The organism is Saccharothrix sp. DSM 118769, from assembly GCF_052936295.1.
In genome coordinates this window covers 3900073-3914843 of sequence record NZ_CP193627.1, presented here as the reverse complement: position 1 = coordinate 3914843, position 14771 = coordinate 3900073, and the positions used below count along the sequence as shown (strand labels likewise).

Below are 14771 nucleotides of genomic sequence, written 5' to 3'. Positions count from 1 at the left end.
TGCCCCCCGACCGGGTGACGCAAACGGGTACCGCTACCCGGCCGACCCGCAGACGATCTCGGCCCACACGGACTTGCCGCCCCCGTCGTGCTTCCGCACACCCCACTCCGCGGCGATCTGGGCCACGATCACCATGCCCCGCCCGCGGTGGCTGCCCAGCCTGGACCGCCCCACCCGGACCCGCCCGCGCCCGCCGTCGTAGACCTCGACCCTGATGCGGCACGGGTCGTGCGTGCGGTGCAGCGCGACCCGGCGCGGCGGGCCACCGTGGTCGTAGGCGTTGGTGACCAGCTCGGTCACCACGAGGACGCAGTCGGTCACGTCGTCGTCCCCCAGGTCCGCGAGCGCCTCACCGGCCCAGCGCCGCACCGCCACCAGCGGTGGCACGTCGTCGGCGAGGTCCAGCGACAGGGTTCTCGCCCCGACCTCACCCTCTTCTGCGACGGTCACACCGATCACGCCCCCTCATGCCGAAGACGTGTAGTCGATACCCCGCGGGTGGCTGGACCAATCCACCCGGCGGGGTCGACGCGGCTCGTGCTCAGCCCTCCGCGTGGCGGGCGTCGTCCACGAACCGCTCGGCGAGGTCCCGCAGCTTCAGGTTCTCCCGCTGCGAGCGCTCCACCAGCAGGTCGAACGCCCGCTGGGCGTCGACCCGGTGGACGGCCATCACGATGCCCTTGGCCTGGTCGATCACGGCGCGCGAGGTGAGCGCGCTCTGGAGCTGCTCGGTCTGCCGCCTGGCCAGGAGGTAGCGGCGGGCGTTGCGCAGCGCCGCCTCGGACGCGGTCGTGTACAGCTCCAGCAGGGCCGCGTCGAGCTCGCGGAACCCGTGCGTCCGCTCGCTGTAGAGGTTCAGCGAACCCTGGTACTCGTCCTCCAGGACCAGCGGCGCGGACAGGTAGCTCGCCACCCCCAGCCCGTCGGCCGCCGCCGCGAACTCCGGCCACCGCTCGTGCACCTCCGCCACCGCCACCCGCTGCACGACGTGCGTCCGCGCGGCCTCCAGGCACGGGCCCTCGCCGGCCCGGTACTGCGCCAGGTCCACCCGGGCGGCCCGCTCGCCGGTCAGCGCCACCGTCGCGGGCTCGCCGCCGCGCAGCACCGTGACGCTCGCCATGTCGGCGCCGGGTATCGCGGCCACGACCTGCCGGCACACCCGATCCATGATCACCGCCAGGTCCTCCTCCTCGTCGAGGACCCTCGACAGCTCGTTCAACGCGGTGGTCACGTCGTCGAGCCGACGCAGCACCCCCGAGATCGCGGCATCCGCCGGACCCTCACCCACCTGACCGCCTCCTCGCGCCATGTCTCCTCGACAAGGGCATGACAGGATTTTGACCGACCGCGAGCCGGCTCGCACGACCCCGCGCCGCGGGCGGGCCGTCGCCGGGGGGACGACGTCGGGTCACGGGGTGGGCAGGCTCCCCGCGTGCGCGCCGCTCAGGCCGTCCAGGCAGATGCGGAGCTGGCGCCGCCACGCGCCGGGGAAGCGCTCCGCCGTCATCTGCACGACCAGGGTCAGCGAGGACAGCAGGAGCGTGAGGTCGCCGGTGGTGACGTCGGGGCGCAGCACGCCGGCCTCCTGGGCGCGGGCGCGCAGGTCGTCGACGACCGGGTTGAGCAGGCGCGTGCAGTCCGGCGCGGGACCGCGCCACGTGCCGCTGTAGGACTCGACGACGGCCCGGTGGCGGCCCTGGTTGGCCAACGCCTGCTCGAAGAAGCCCTCCAGGGCGGCCCGGGGGTCGTCGGTGTCGGCGGCGGCCTTCCTGGCGGCGCACGCCCACGCGGTGAACTCGCGGTCGAGGATCGTGCCCAGCAGGTCGTCCTTGGTCGGGAAGTGGCGGTACAGCGTGCCCATGCCCACGCCGCTGCGCTGGGCGATCTCCCGGACGTCCACGGCGCTGCCCTGCTCGGCGAGGACCTCGGTGGCCGCCTCGATGATCGCGGTGCGGTTGCGCTCGGCGTCCGCGCGCCGACCGCGCCTGGCGGTGGTGGCGTGCTGGTCGGCGGCGGTCACGGCGCTCAGCATACTGTGTCCCAAGTCCTACCGGAGCGGGTGCTCCGGTTGTGTTAGCGTCAGGCGGAGCACGTGCTCCGCTTAGTTCGCACCCACACACCGGAGATCCCGCACATGACCTCGCCCGACGTCGCGCCGCTGTTCCGCCCCTTCGAACTGGGCGCGCTGACGCTGCCCAACCGCGTCGTGATGGCCCCCATGACCCGCCAGCACTCCCCCGGTGGCGTTCCCGGCGAGGACGTGGCCGGCTACTACGCGCGGCGCGCGGCCGGCGGCGTGGGCCTGATCATCACCGAGGGCACCTACGTCGACCACCCCAGCGCCGGCGAGAGCGCCGACGTGCCGCGCTTCCACGGCGAGGAGGCCCTCGCCGGGTGGGCGCGCGTCGCCGAGGCCGTGCACGCCGAGGGCGGCCGGATCATGCCGCAGCTGTGGCACGTCGGCCCCGCCCGCAAGCCGGGCGCGCCGCCCGTGCCGGACGCCCCCGTGCTGACGCCCTCCGGCCTGGCCCTCGACGGCACGCCGCTCGGCGAGGCCGGCCCCGTCCCGACCGAGCAGGACCTGGACGCGGTCGTCGAGGCGTTCGCCGACGCCGCGGCCTCGGCCCAGCGCCTCGGGTTCGACGGCGTCGAGCTGCACGGCGCGCACGGCTACCTCATCGACAGCTTCCTGTGGGCGGGCACGAACCGGCGCACCGACGCCTACGGCGGCGACGCCGTGGCCCGCACCCGCCTCGCGGCCGACGTCGTCACCGCCGTGCGCAAGGCCACCGGCCCGGACTTCCCCGTCGTCCTGCGCCTGTCGCAGTGGAAGCCCACGGACTACGACGCGCGCCTGGCCGCGACGCCGCAGGAGCTGGAGGCGATCCTGGCGCCGCTGGTGGACGCGGGCGTCGACGTCTTCCACGCCTCGACCCGCCGCTACTGGGTGCCCGAGTTCGAGGGCTCGACGCTCAACCTGGCCGGGTGGGTGAAGAAGATCACCGGGCGCCCCGTCATCTCGGTGGGCTCGGTCGGCCTGGACGGCGAGTTCCTGGACACCTTCGCGGGCAGGACGCCGTCGCCCACGGGCATCGACCAGCTGCTGGAGCGGCTCGGCGCGGAGGAGTTCGACCTGATCGCCGTCGGTCGCGCCCTGCTCTCCGACCCGGCGTGGGTCGAGAAGGTCCGCACCGGCCGTGTGGCGGACGTGACCCCGTTCAGCCGCGCGGACCTCGCCCGGCTCACCTGACAACTCGATTGCGGCCGACCCGGCCGGTCACCGACGATGGCCGCCCACACCGACGGACGGGGGAGAGCGGCGCATGGCGGAGCACACGTACCGGGTCATGGTGCGCGGCCGGTTCACCGACCTCGACGAGGCCGGCCGCGCCAGGCTGCTGGCGGCGGCCGACCGGCACGGCGTGCTGACCAACGGGTTCTCCGACGAGGGCGCGCTGGCCTACGACCGGTCGCTGGACTTCTTCAGCTTCCGCGTGCAGCTGCGCGCGGAGGTGGGGACGACCGACCGCGCGGTGTGCGACCGGGGCCTCGCCCTGGCCGCCCGCGCGGTCGAGGCGTACGGCGTGGACTTCCGCGACCTGCGCGCCTCGGCCACCGACGTGGACCTGATCAAGGTCCGCCGGCGGCGCTGACGGGCGGGGCACCGGACCTCCCGGGTGCCCGCCGCAGACGTGCCCGCCGCTCATGCCCGCCGCGGGCCCCGGCGGCGGGTGAGCACGGCGGTGGTCGCGCCCAGCAGCGCGCCGGCGACCACGTCGGTGGGCCAGTGGACGCGGGTGCGGACGCGCGAGTACGCCACCACCGCGGCCACCGGGGCGAGTGCCGCGCCGAGCGGGGGCGACTCCAGGGCCGCGGCGGTGGCGAAGGCCGCGGCCGACGCGGCGTGCGCCGAGGGGAACGCCGACGACGTGGGGTGCTCGTGCAGCGCGGTGCGGGCGGGCATGTCGCCGACCCGCGGGCGGTGGCGGGGGACCAACCGGCCGAGCAGGTGGGCGGCAGTGGTCGTGACGGCGACCGCGAGCACGCCCCGACCCGCCGCGCGCCGCGCCGCACCGGGCCGCAGCGCCAGGCCGGCGGCGATCACCAGCCACAGCACGCTCCCCCGCGCCACCGGGCCCGCCGCGAGCACCACCGGCGACGGACTGCCGAAGGGCAGGAGCACGTCGGTGTGCACGATGTCGGCCTCCGCGCGGGCGGCGCGGTCGACGAGCCGCGTGGGCCGTCCGGGCTGGTCGGTGGGCTTCACCGGCGTCACGCTACGTCGTCCGCGCCGCGTCCGGGGCAGGTCCGGGCGACAGGTTCTCGAACCCGGTGGCATGAGATCCCGCCGGGGTGGGTATTCGGTCGGTGCGGGAGCAGGGCCCGCGAGGGATGGGTGGTCGGCGCCCTGCCGGTGGTGCGGATCGTGGTCGGGGCCACGCTCGGGGGCACCACCGGCAGGGCGCCGACGTTTGCCCCTCCGACGAGGTCGCGCCGGTTCCAGGGGAGGACCACATGATCGAGCTCACCGCCGTCGACGTCCTGGTGGACGGGTTCGGGCGCGTCCGGGAATCGGTCGAACGCGTGCTGGACGGCCTCGACCGCGACCGGTTGGCGCACCGGGTCGACGGCTCGGCCAACTCGATCGCGTGGCTGGTCTGGCACCTCACCCGCGTCCAGGACGACCACGTCGCCGAGGTCGCCGGTGCGGAGCAGGTCTGGACCGCGGGCGGCTGGGCCGGGCGCTTCGACCTGCCGCTGCCGCCCGAGGACACCGGCTACGGGCACAGCGGTGACCAGGTCGCCCTCGTCGTCGCGCCCGCCGACCTGCTGCTGGGCTACCACCGGGCGGTGCACGAGGCCACCACGACCTACCTGCGCGGGGTGACCTCCGCGGAGCTGGGCAAGGTCGTGGACGACTCGTGGGACCCGCCCGTGACCCTGGCGGTGCGGCTGGTCAGCGTGGTCGAGGACGACCTCCAGCACGTCGGCCAGGCCGCGTTCGCGCGCGGCCTGCTGCCCTCCTGACCCCTCCCGCCCCTGCCCGCCTCCTCCTGTTCCGCCCTCGTGCACCGGGACGCGCTCCGGCCGATCGGTCCTGGTGCCGCCTCACCACCTCGGGGTAGACCTGGTGGGTCGATCACCGTTGATCGGGACGAGGGAGGGCACGTGGTGGAAGGCGGAATCGGGCGTCGGACCCTGTTGCGCGGTGCCGGGGCGGTGGCGGGGGTGGCCGCAGCGGCCCCCGGGCTGCTCGGCACGGCCGGCGCGACCGCGGCGACCGGGGCGACGGGTGGTGACCCGGGCACGACACCGTTCGACCTGCACTTCGCCGTGACCCACAAGTACCGGCCGTTCGACCTGATCGCCCCGCGCTTCGTGCAGTACGACAGCGCCCTCTCCCCCGCCCCGCCCGCGGCGGCCGACACGCTGGTCACGACCGGTGCGCGACCCCGCGCCCCGTTCGGCTCGGTGCTGGTGGAGGTGCTGGGCACCGACCCGGGCGGCGTGGTGGTCGCCGGGCTGGCGGGCGGCGGCACGTCGGTGCTGGGCACGGTCGACCCGGCCGCCGGGCGGGCGACGATCGAGGTCACCGCGGGCGGCGCGACCAGGGTGGTCAAGACCGGCGAGGTGCGCGTGACCGGGCCGTTCCGGCTGGCCGTGGTGGTCAACGAGAACGCGGTCACCGTGCTGGTCGACCCCACCGGCACGGGCACGGCGTGGCAGCCGGTGCTGACCGAGCGGGACCGCGTGCGCGCCCTGGTCGACCTGCGCGTCCCCGAAGTCCTGGGTCGGCTGGAGTACGCCTACGGCGGTCGCGGACCGGTGCGCCTGGGCCGGGTGCGGGCGGGCTACTTCGGGCAGGCCGGCGTGCGCGACCCGCACGTGGTGCAGCACGCGGACGGCAGGCCGTTCGTGCGCGACGGCAAGCTGTACCTGACGATGACCAACGCCGGGCTGGGGTTCTTCCAGCAGGCGCACTGGGCGGTGTGGGCGCTCGACCTGGCCGACCCGACGCGCCTGGAGCAGGTGGCGGTGCTGTTCTTCGCCCGCGACGGCGTGGTGCTGGGCGACCACGCGGGCCAGGTCGTCTACGACGACCGGACCGGCCGGTTCATCGTGCTCATGAGTTCGTGGGGCGACTTCGACTTCAAGGGCGTGCACGTCCGGCACGCCACGACGCGGGCCGACGTGCTGTCCGGCGTGCACGTCATCCCCACCGAACGCCTGCCGCTGCCGACGACCGTCAGCTCGTGGGACCCGGCGCTGACCCGCGTGGACGGCCGCTGGCGGCTGGCGTTCGTGGAGAGCGAGGCCCAGCAGCCCGCGTTCGTCTTCCACCCGGCCCTGGCCGCCGGTCCGCGCGGCGCGGACTACGCCGAGTCGCTGGCGCGGGTGGGCGCGGACCTCACCGTCGACCAGACCGAGGGCACGATCATCCAGCGCGTCGGCACGCAGTGGTACGTGTTCGCCAGCGACGGCGACGCCCGCACCTACCCCGTCTACGACCTGTCGATGCGCAAGCTGGGCACGCTCGACGCCCCGTACGGCACCAACATCCCGCACCCGGTGCTGCTGCCCGTGGGCCGCGAGTGGTGGCTGATCACGTTCGACGGCACCCAGTACGCCGAACCGGTGCTGGGCTACGGCGGGCACGGCGACCTGGTCCTGATGCGCGCCCGCACCGACTGACGCCGACGCCCCCCGGCGTCCGCCCACGCCGCGTCCGCCTCACCGCCGCGACCGCATCCCGGTCGCGGCGGTGAGGCGGACGCGAACACGACAGTGGGACGCGCGGACCGGCGGCGACCACCCTCGGTACGACTCGGGTCGGTGCCACCTACTCCGTGCAGGTGCACGTGCATCTGCACGATGGCCGGCGGGTGCATATGGCACTACCCTGCCAGGATGTCGTTCCCGTCCTCGTTATCGCCCGGCCCGGTCGCCGTGTTGCGCGCCGCCGTCGACGACGCCCTCTCCGCCCTCACCACGGCCCCGGCGGACGGCCTCCGCCTCGAAGCGGTGCTCGCCGACTTCGCGGCCACCGTCGCCGACGCCGCGCCCGCCGCCCCCGCGCCGGCCGAACCCGACCCGACCGGCGCGCTGGCCGAGGCGCACCGCATGCTCGCCATCGGCCTCGGGCGCGCCGCCGACGGCGACGTGGCCGCGACCCGCAGGTCCCTGGTCGCCGCGTCCGCCGTGCTCAGCCGGGCGGGCGACGCGTCCGCCGCCTGACCCGCCCCGTCCTGCCACCCCCCGTCCCGCCGCACGCACCCCGCCGCCCACACCCCGCCGCACGCCCGCCGGGACGCCGCCTGATCGGCCGAACGCCCGGTTGTTCGCAAAACGGGTCGCCACGACGGCCGACCGCGGTCATCCTGGGGGGCGGCGCCGGGAGGCGAGGCCGTGCAGGAGGGGCAGGTAGATGTCGTCCACCAGTTCCGCGATCGTCTCGTCGGAGATGGGGGCGCCGCAGGTCATGGACTCGCTGCGGACCAGGTCGAGGGGGACGCGGACCGCCCGGGGCGGCAGCTCGACCTCGGGCAGCTCACCCCTGCCCACGGCCCGCGCGACGATCTTCTCCACCGCCCCCGAGAGGGGCGACTTCGTGGTCAGGCGGTCGCGCAGGACGTCGGCCACCTCCGGGTGGCGGAACGCCTCGCCCATCACGCCCGCGATCATCTCGTTCGTCATCGAGTCCGCCCGGCGGGCGATCATGGTGAACAGCCCGACCAGGTCGCCCCGCAGGTCCCCCGTCTCGGAGACGGTGGGCGACACCGGGACCCGACTGCCCCACGCCGCCAGCACCAGCGCGGCCCGGCTCGGCCAGCGGCGGTAGATGACGGGTTTGCTCGTGCCCGCCCGCGCCGCCACGGCCTCCATCGTCAGTCGGGCGTAGCCGACCTCGGTCAGCTCGGCCCACGCCGCGTCCAGGACGGCGGCCTCCAGCTCGGCTCCGCGACGGCGCGACCTCGGTTCGGGCACCCTGCTCCTTAGATACTTTGCGTTTCTTATCCGACAGGTCTACCGTGCAATCTTAAGACACGATCCGTTTCCTATGGGGGAAGTCCTTGCTCAGCCGCCTGCTCCGCACGCACCTGCGGCCGTACCGGCGAGAACTCTCGATAGTGCTGGCGCTCCAACTCGTCGGCACCGTCGCCTCGCTGTACCTGCCCAGCCTCAACGCCGACATCATCGACTTCGGCATCGCCACCGGCGACACCGACTACATCCTGTCCACCGGTGGGTGGATGCTCGTGGTCAGCCTCGTCCAGATCGCCTGCTCCATCGGGGCCGTCTACTACAGCGCCCGGGTCGCCATGAGCTTCGGCCGCGACGTCCGGGCCGCCGTGTTCCACCGCGTCGGCGCGTTCTCCGCCCGCGAGGTCGCCGCGTTCGGGCCGTCCTCGCTGATCACCCGCACCACCAACGACGTGCAGCAGGTGCAGCTCCTGGTGGTGATGGTGTGCACCATCCTGGTCGCCGCGCCGATCATGTGCGTGGCGGGCATCGTGATGGCGCTGCGCGAGGACGTCGGCCTGTCCTGGCTGCTGCTCGTGTGCGTGCCCGCGCTGGCCGTCTCGATCGGGCTGATCGTGGTGCGGATGGTGCCGCAGTTCCGCCTGATGCAGGAGCGGATCGACGCCGTCAACCGGGTGCTGCGCGAGCAGCTGTCCGGCATCCGCGTGGTGCGCGCGTTCGTCCGCGAGCCCCACGAGAGCGAGCGGTTCTCCGGCGTCAACCACGCGCTCACCGACACCGCGCTGCGGGTCGGCCGGTTGCAGGCGCTGATCTTCCCCGTCGTGATGCTGATCCTGAACGCGTCGAGCGTGGCCGTGCTGTGGTTCGGCGCGTACCGGGTCGACGCGGGGCAGATGCAGGTCGGCGCGCTGACCGCGTTCATCAGCTACCTGGTGCAGATCCTGATGGCGGTCATGATGGCGACGTTCATCTCGATGATGATCCCGCGCGCCGCGGTGAGCGCCGAGCGGATCAACGAGGTGCTCGACACCGACTCGTCCGTGGTGCCGCCGGCGAACCCCGTCGTGGAGCTGCCCCGGCGGGCCCGGGTGGAGTTCGCCGGCGCGGAGTTCCGCTACCCCGGCGCGGCGGACCCGGTGCTGCGCGACGTCTCGTTCACCGCCGAGGCGGGCCGGACGACGGCCGTCATCGGCAGCACGGGAGCGGGCAAGACCACGCTGCTCAGCCTCATCCCCCGGCTGATCGACGTCACCTCCGGCGCGGTGCTGGTCGACGGCGCGGACGTGCGCGAGGTCGACGCCGACGTGCTGTGCTCCCGCATCGGCCTGGTGCCGCAGCGGCCCTACCTGTTCACCGGCACGGTCGCGAGCAACCTGCGCTACGGCAACCCCGACGCCACCGACGAGGAGCTGTGGGCGGCGCTGGAGGTCGCGCAGGCCCGCGACTTCGTGGAGGCCATGCCCGAGGGGCTGGACGCGCCGATCGCCCAGGGCGGCACGAACGTGTCCGGCGGGCAGCGGCAGCGGCTGTCGATCGCGCGGGCGCTGGTCCGCGCCCCCGGCATCTACCTGTTCGACGACGCGTTCTCCGCGCTGGACCTGGCCACCGACGCCAGGCTGCGCGCGGCGCTGCGCCCGCACACGCGCGACGCGGTGGTGATCGTCGTCGCCCAGCGCGTGTCGACGATCATCGACGCGGACCTGATCGTCGTGCTCGACAACGGTTCCGTGGTCGGCACCGGCACCCACCACGAACTGTTGGCGACGTGCCCCACCTACGTGGAGATCGTCGAGTCCCAGCTGACCCCGGAGCAGGCCGCATGAGCACCACGACGAACCGGGCCCCCGCGCGGATGGGCGCGGGCTTCGGCGGCATGGGCATGCCGATGGGCAAGGCCGAGGACTTCACGCCGTCGGCGAAGCGCCTCGTGGGCCGGCTGCGCCCGGAGCGCAACGCGATCGCGGCCGTCGTCGCGCTGGGCGTCACCAGCGTGGCGTTCGCGGTGGCCGGGCCGAAGATCCTGGGCCACGCCACCGACATCATCTTCGAGGGCGTCCTCGGGCGCATCCGCGGCGTGCCGGGCGCCGGCGTCGACTTCACCGCGCTCGCCGCGGTGCTGGGGTGGGTGCTGGCGCTGTACCTGGCCTCGTCGCTGTTCGCCTGGGCGCAGGGCCTCATCCTCAACAACGCGGTGCAGCGGGTGGTCCTGCGGCTGCGCTCCGACGTGGAGGCGAAGCTGCACCGGCTGCCGCTGCGCTACTTCGACGGGCAGCCGCGCGGCGAGACGCTGTCGCGCGTCACCAACGACATCGACAACGTCTCGACCACGTTGCAGCAGACGCTGAGCCAACTGCTGACGTCGCTGCTGACCGTGGTGGGCGTGCTGATCATGATGATCACCATCTCGCCGCTGCTGGCGCTGATCGCGCTGCTGCTGATCCCGGTGTCGGTGGTCGTCACCGGCCGCATCCGCAAGGTCTCGCAGGCGCAGTTCGTGGCGCAGTGGAAGCACACCGGCGCGTTGAACGCGCACATCGAGGAGGCGTTCACCGGCCACCAGCTGGTGAAGGTGTTCGGCAGGCAGCGGGAGTCCGAGGAGGAGTTCCGGCGGCGCAACGACGAGCTGGTGGGCTCGGCGACGAGCGCGCAGTTCATGTCCGGCCTGATCATGCCGGTGATGATGTTCCTGTCGAACATCAGCTACGTCGTCGTCGCGGTGGTCGGCGGGCTGCGGATCACGTCCGGCGCGATGACGCTGGGCGAGGTGCAGGCGTTCATCCAGTACTCCCGGCAGTTCACCCAGCCGCTGACCCAGGTGGCGTCGATGGCGAACCTGATGCAGTCGGGCGTGGCGTCGGCCGAGCGGGTCTTCGAGGTGCTCGACGCGGAGGAGCAGACGCCGGACCCGGTCGACGCGCCGGTGCCCGGGGCGAGCCGCGGCCGGGTGGAGTTCGAGCACGTCGGCTTCTCCTACCGGCCGGACCAGCCGCTGATCGAGGACCTGTCGCTGGTGGCCGAACCGGGCCAGACGGTGGCGATCGTGGGCCCGACCGGCGCGGGCAAGACCACGCTGGTCAACCTCGTGCTGCGGTTCTACGAGCTGGACTCGGGCCGGATCACGCTGGACGGCACGGACATCACCGACCTGCGCCGCTCGGACCTGCGGTCGCGGATCGGCATGGTGCTCCAGGACACCTGGCTGTTCGGCGGCACGATCCGGGACAACATCGCCTACGGCCGCCCGGACGCCTCGGAGGAGGAGGTCCTGGCCGCCGCGCGCGCCACCTACGTGGACCGGTTCGTGCGGACGCTGCCCGACGGGTACGACACGGTGATCGACGAGGAGGGCACGAACGTCAGCGCGGGCGAGAAGCAGCTGCTGACGATCGCGCGCGCCTTCCTGGCCGACCCGTCGCTGCTGATCCTGGACGAGGCGACCTCGTCGGTGGACACCCGCACCGAGTCGCTGGTGCAGCACGCGATGGCGGCGCTGCGGTCGTCGCGGACGAGCTTCGTCATCGCGCACCGGCTGTCCACGATCCGCGACGCCGACCTGATCCTGGTGATGGAGTCGGGCCGCATCGTGGAGCAGGGCACGCACGACGAGCTGCTGGCCGCGGACGGCGCGTACCACCGGCTGTACTCGGCCCAGTTCGCCGCGGCGGGCTGACCGCCGCCGGGCACGGGGGTCCAAGGCCCCCGTGCCCGGCGGTCGCCGCCTCAGCGGGGCGTCAGGTCAACGGAACGCCACCTCAGCGGGTCGTCACCGGGATCGTGACCTCGACCGGGACGTCGCGGCGCGGTCCGGTGTTGGCCACGTCGCGGTAGCCGCCGTCGGCCGTCCGGCGCTGGTAGGAGACGGTGAGCCGGGCCGGGCGGTGGACGGTGGCGGTGACCCGGTCGCCCCGCACGACGACCGTGCCCGCGTCGGCGGGCCGCAGCTCGGCGCGCAGCCGGTTCCGGGGGTCGGCCAGGTCGAACCCGGCCCCGAGGGCGCTCGTCACGCGGACGGTCGTGGTGGCGGAGCCGTCCGGCCCCGCGCGCAGCACCCGGTCGCCGGCCCGGATGCCCAGCGGCCCGACCCCGGACGGCAGCGGTTCGTCCCCGGCGGGGGCGTCGATGTCCAGGACGCCGCCGCCGAGGCTCAGGCGCGAGGTGTAGAGCGCCCGGGCGGCGGTGGTGGAGGGCCGCCCGTGGTGGACGTAGTGCAGCCGCGAGCCGTCCGGCGAGCCGATGACGCTGCCGTGCCCGGTCGAGTACAGCCCTCGCGCGGGGTCCTGGGCCAGCACCGGGTTCGCCGGGCTCTTGCGCCAGGGACCGAGCGGGCCGTCGGCCGTCGCGTAGCCGACGCCGTAGAACTCGTTCTCGTAGTTGTTCGCCGAGTAGGTCAGGTAGTAGCGGGGTCCGCCCCGCTCGTCGACGGTCCTGATCGTGGTCGAGCCCTCCGCCCACCGGCGGTCCTTCTTCGCGCCGCCCGACCTCGCGTGGTCGTGGACGTGCGCGTTCTCCCACTCCTGCTCGTCGGAGCCGTAGTCCAGGACCGGCACGTAGCCGTCCTTGCGGACGCCGGGCGGGTCGTGCGGGGCGCGGTTGGCGTCGCGGTACGCGGGCGCGATCGTCGGCGCGGTGCGGCCGGTGGGGTCGTGCCACCAGTCGTCGGTCAGCTCGACGGCGTAGACGTTCGACTCCTCGACGTACTTGCCGAGGTCCTCGTCCCACACCCAGTTCCGGTAGGCGTTGCGGGAGAAGTACAGGTAGACCCGGCCGTCGGCGTCGAAGAAGACGTTCGGGTCGATGGCGGGGATGTAGGTGCCGAGCGGGGCGGTCCGCCCCTCCTCCAGGGTGGCGGGCGGCTTCTTCTGCTCGGCGTCCATGATCAGGTTCACGTCGTGGTACGCGGGGTCGTACGGGTGGTAGTCCAGCGGCTCCTCGGTGATGTCGCGGAACGGCCCGGCCGGCGAGCGCGACACGGCGACGCCGATCTTGCACGGCTCCTCGAAGTCCGCGTACCGGAAGTGCTCGGCCACGCCGCGGTTCATCCGGGCCGCGTAGAACAGGAAGTACAGGCCGGTCACCGGGTTGTGGTAGACCTCGGGCGCCCAGAACCAGTCGTGCGCCCAGTCGCCGTCCCGCCCGGCGAGCAGCGCGCCGCCGGGCAGCCGCTCCCAGGTGGCGAGGTCGGGCGAGCGGTGCACGGCGAAGTGGTGACCGGGGTCGGCGCCCTCCGTGGAGTAGGCGTAGTAGTAGCCGCTGGGGCGGTCGAACAGCACGAACGGGTCGGCGCCGGGGGTGGCGGCGTCGTTGTGGTAGGTCGCGTCGGTGCCGCGGGCGGGGTGGGCCGAGACCGGCGCGGCCACGAAGGACAGGGCCGCCGTCGCGGCGACGAGCAGGGCTGTGCGTCGCATGTCCCCATCCTGCCGCCGGACGACTCCGGGCGGGTTGTTTGGCGGGGCGGCGAACGGGCACCCGGCACACCATGCCTCGACGAGTATTCCCCCTCATGGACGAATCGGCCCTGGTCCTGACCCGGGGCTACGCCTGGTTGCCCGGTGCGCGCCGGGCCGCCCCGGACGGCATCGCGGAGGCCCGCGTGCTCGGGCAGCACGCGGTGGGCCTGTGCGGGCCGGACGCGGCGCGGTTCTTCTACGACGAGGACCACGTCAGGCGGGAGACCGCGATCCCGGGTCCGGTGCAGAGCACGCTGTTCGGCCACGACGCCGTGCACACCCTCGACGGCGGGGCGCACCGGCGGCGCAAGGCGTTCTTCCTGTCGGTCCTGCCGCACGACCACGCGTCCGACCTGGTGGGGTCGGTGACGTCCGCGTGGGAGCAGGAGGCGGCGTCCTGGGCGCCGGGGCGCGACGTGGTGCTGTTCGACGCGGCCGCGCGCGTGCTCACCAGGGGCGTGTGCCGCTGGGCGGGCGTACCGCTGGCCGACGACGAGGTGGACGGCGTGGCCCGCGACCTGACCGCGATGGTCGACGGTTTCGCCACCCCCGGTCCCCGGCACTGGCGGGCGCGCCGGGCCCGCGACCGCCGCGAGGCGTGGGCGGCCGGCCTGGTGCGGGACGCCCGCGACGGCAGCCGGCCCGCCCGGCCGGGGTCGGCCCTGGACCAGGTCGCCCGGCACCGCGACGAGCACGGCGAACCGCTGCCGCCGCGGGTGGCCGCGGTGGAGCTGCTCAACGTGGTGCGGCCCGCGGTCGCGGTGTGCTGGTTCGTCATGTTCACCGGGCACGCCCTGCACCGGTGGCCCGAGCACCGCGAGCGGCTGCGCGCCGGCGACCCGGACTTCACCCGCGCGTTCGCCCACGAGGTGCGCCGCTTCTACCCCTTCGCGCCCTTCCTGGGCGGGCGCGCGGTGGACGACCTGACCTGGCGGGACCACCGCATCCCGAAGGGGTCGCTGGTGCTGCTCGACGTCTACGGCCAGAACCACGACGCCGACCTGTGGGGCGACCCCTACACCTTCCGGCCGCAGCGGTTCCTCGACCGCTCCCCCGGCCCGTTCGACCTCGTCCCGCAGGGCGGCGGCGACCCCGCGACCGGCCACCGCTGCCCCGGCGAACCCGCGTCGGTCGGCCTGCTCGGCGCGCTGGCCGGGTGCCTGGCCCGGCTCGACCACGAGGTGCCCGGTCAGGACCTGACCATCTCGCTGCGGCGGGTGCCGGCGAAGGTCCGCAGCGGGTTCGTCATCACGCCGGTGTGACGGGACCGCCCCCGCGCGAAGGGCCACCACCCGGAGGTGGTGGCCCTTCGCGCGAACCGTGCGGTTCAGGTGGCGGTGC

Annotated in this window: 14 protein-coding genes; 8 read left to right on the top strand and 6 right to left on the bottom strand. The window is 74.1% G+C overall.

Going from position 1 to position 14771, the window contains the following annotated elements:
• Positions 1-33: 33 nt before the first annotated feature.
• The 3 genes from ACRAKJ_RS17045 to ACRAKJ_RS17035 form a co-directional block, all read right to left on the bottom strand.
• Positions 34-450, bottom strand: coding sequence for an ATP-binding protein (locus tag ACRAKJ_RS17045; RefSeq protein WP_438924194.1), 417 nt, complete (start codon positions 448-450; stop codon positions 34-36).
• A gap of 91 nt (positions 451-541) precedes the next feature.
• Positions 542-1288: an ANTAR domain-containing protein gene (locus tag ACRAKJ_RS17040; protein ID WP_438924193.1), complete on the bottom strand. Its 747-nt coding sequence runs from the start codon at positions 1286-1288 to the stop codon at positions 542-544.
• A gap of 120 nt (positions 1289-1408) precedes the next feature.
• Positions 1409-2020 carry a TetR family transcriptional regulator gene (locus ACRAKJ_RS17035; protein WP_438924192.1) on the bottom strand — a complete coding sequence of 204 codons (612 nt, stop codon included), beginning with the start codon at positions 2018-2020 and terminating at the stop codon, positions 1409-1411.
• Between the two features lie 114 nt (positions 2021-2134).
• On the opposite strand from ACRAKJ_RS17035, the gene ACRAKJ_RS17030 reads away from it, so the two are divergent.
• Both ACRAKJ_RS17030 and ACRAKJ_RS17025 read left to right on the top strand, forming a co-directional pair.
• On the top strand, positions 2135-3250 hold the full coding sequence (locus ACRAKJ_RS17030; RefSeq protein WP_438924191.1) for an NADH:flavin oxidoreductase: 1116 nt from the start codon (positions 2135-2137) through the stop codon (positions 3248-3250).
• Between the two features lie 73 nt (positions 3251-3323).
• Positions 3324-3653, top strand: coding sequence for a DUF6204 family protein (locus ACRAKJ_RS17025; protein ID WP_438924190.1), 330 nt, complete (start codon positions 3324-3326; stop codon positions 3651-3653).
• A gap of 50 nt (positions 3654-3703) precedes the next feature.
• Here the strand turns inward: ACRAKJ_RS17025 and ACRAKJ_RS17020 are convergent, their stop codons facing one another.
• Positions 3704-4267: a phosphatase PAP2 family protein gene (locus ACRAKJ_RS17020; protein WP_438924189.1), complete on the bottom strand. Its 564-nt coding sequence runs from the start codon at positions 4265-4267 to the stop codon at positions 3704-3706.
• 248 nt (positions 4268-4515) lie between these two features.
• On the opposite strand from ACRAKJ_RS17020, the gene ACRAKJ_RS17015 reads away from it, so the two are divergent.
• The 3 genes from ACRAKJ_RS17015 (at position 4516) to ACRAKJ_RS17005 (ending at position 7236) form a co-directional block, all read left to right on the top strand.
• On the top strand, positions 4516-5028 hold the full coding sequence (locus ACRAKJ_RS17015) for a mycothiol transferase (RefSeq protein ID WP_438924188.1): 513 nt from the start codon (positions 4516-4518) through the stop codon (positions 5026-5028).
• Positions 5029-5229: 201 nt separating this feature from the next.
• Positions 5230-6693: a hypothetical protein gene (locus tag ACRAKJ_RS17010; RefSeq protein ID WP_438924187.1), complete on the top strand. Its 1464-nt coding sequence runs from the start codon at positions 5230-5232 to the stop codon at positions 6691-6693.
• 216 nt (positions 6694-6909) lie between these two features.
• Positions 6910-7236: a hypothetical protein gene (locus tag ACRAKJ_RS17005; RefSeq protein ID WP_438924186.1), complete on the top strand. Its 327-nt coding sequence runs from the start codon at positions 6910-6912 to the stop codon at positions 7234-7236.
• Positions 7237-7374: 138 nt separating this feature from the next.
• Here ACRAKJ_RS17005 and ACRAKJ_RS17000 read toward each other — a convergent pair whose 3' ends face one another.
• On the bottom strand, positions 7375-7986 hold the full coding sequence (locus ACRAKJ_RS17000; RefSeq protein ID WP_438924185.1) for a TetR/AcrR family transcriptional regulator C-terminal ligand-binding domain-containing protein: 612 nt from the start codon (positions 7984-7986) through the stop codon (positions 7375-7377).
• An 86-nt stretch (positions 7987-8072) separates the two neighbouring features.
• Here ACRAKJ_RS17000 and ACRAKJ_RS16995 point away from each other — a divergent pair, with 86 nt between their 5' ends.
• The gene (locus tag ACRAKJ_RS16995) at positions 8073-9806 is read left to right on the top strand and encodes an ABC transporter transmembrane domain-containing protein (RefSeq protein ID WP_438924184.1); all 1734 of its coding nucleotides are present in this window, start codon (positions 8073-8075) and stop codon (positions 9804-9806) included.
• On the top strand, positions 9803-11653 hold the full coding sequence (locus ACRAKJ_RS16990; protein WP_438924183.1) for an ABC transporter transmembrane domain-containing protein: 1851 nt from the start codon (positions 9803-9805) through the stop codon (positions 11651-11653). Before ACRAKJ_RS16995 ends, ACRAKJ_RS16990 begins: the two co-directional genes overlap by 4 nt.
• An 82-nt stretch (positions 11654-11735) precedes the next feature.
• Here the strand turns inward: ACRAKJ_RS16990 and ACRAKJ_RS16985 are convergent, their stop codons facing one another.
• Complete coding sequence (locus tag ACRAKJ_RS16985; protein ID WP_438924182.1) at positions 11736-13388, bottom strand: family 43 glycosylhydrolase; 1653 nt, start codon at positions 13386-13388, stop codon at positions 11736-11738.
• A 95-nt stretch (positions 13389-13483) separates the two neighbouring features.
• On the opposite strand from ACRAKJ_RS16985, the gene ACRAKJ_RS16980 reads away from it, so the two are divergent.
• Positions 13484-14692: a cytochrome P450 gene (locus ACRAKJ_RS16980; RefSeq protein ID WP_438924181.1), complete on the top strand. Its 1209-nt coding sequence runs from the start codon at positions 13484-13486 to the stop codon at positions 14690-14692.
• Positions 14693-14771: the final 79 nt, after the last annotated feature.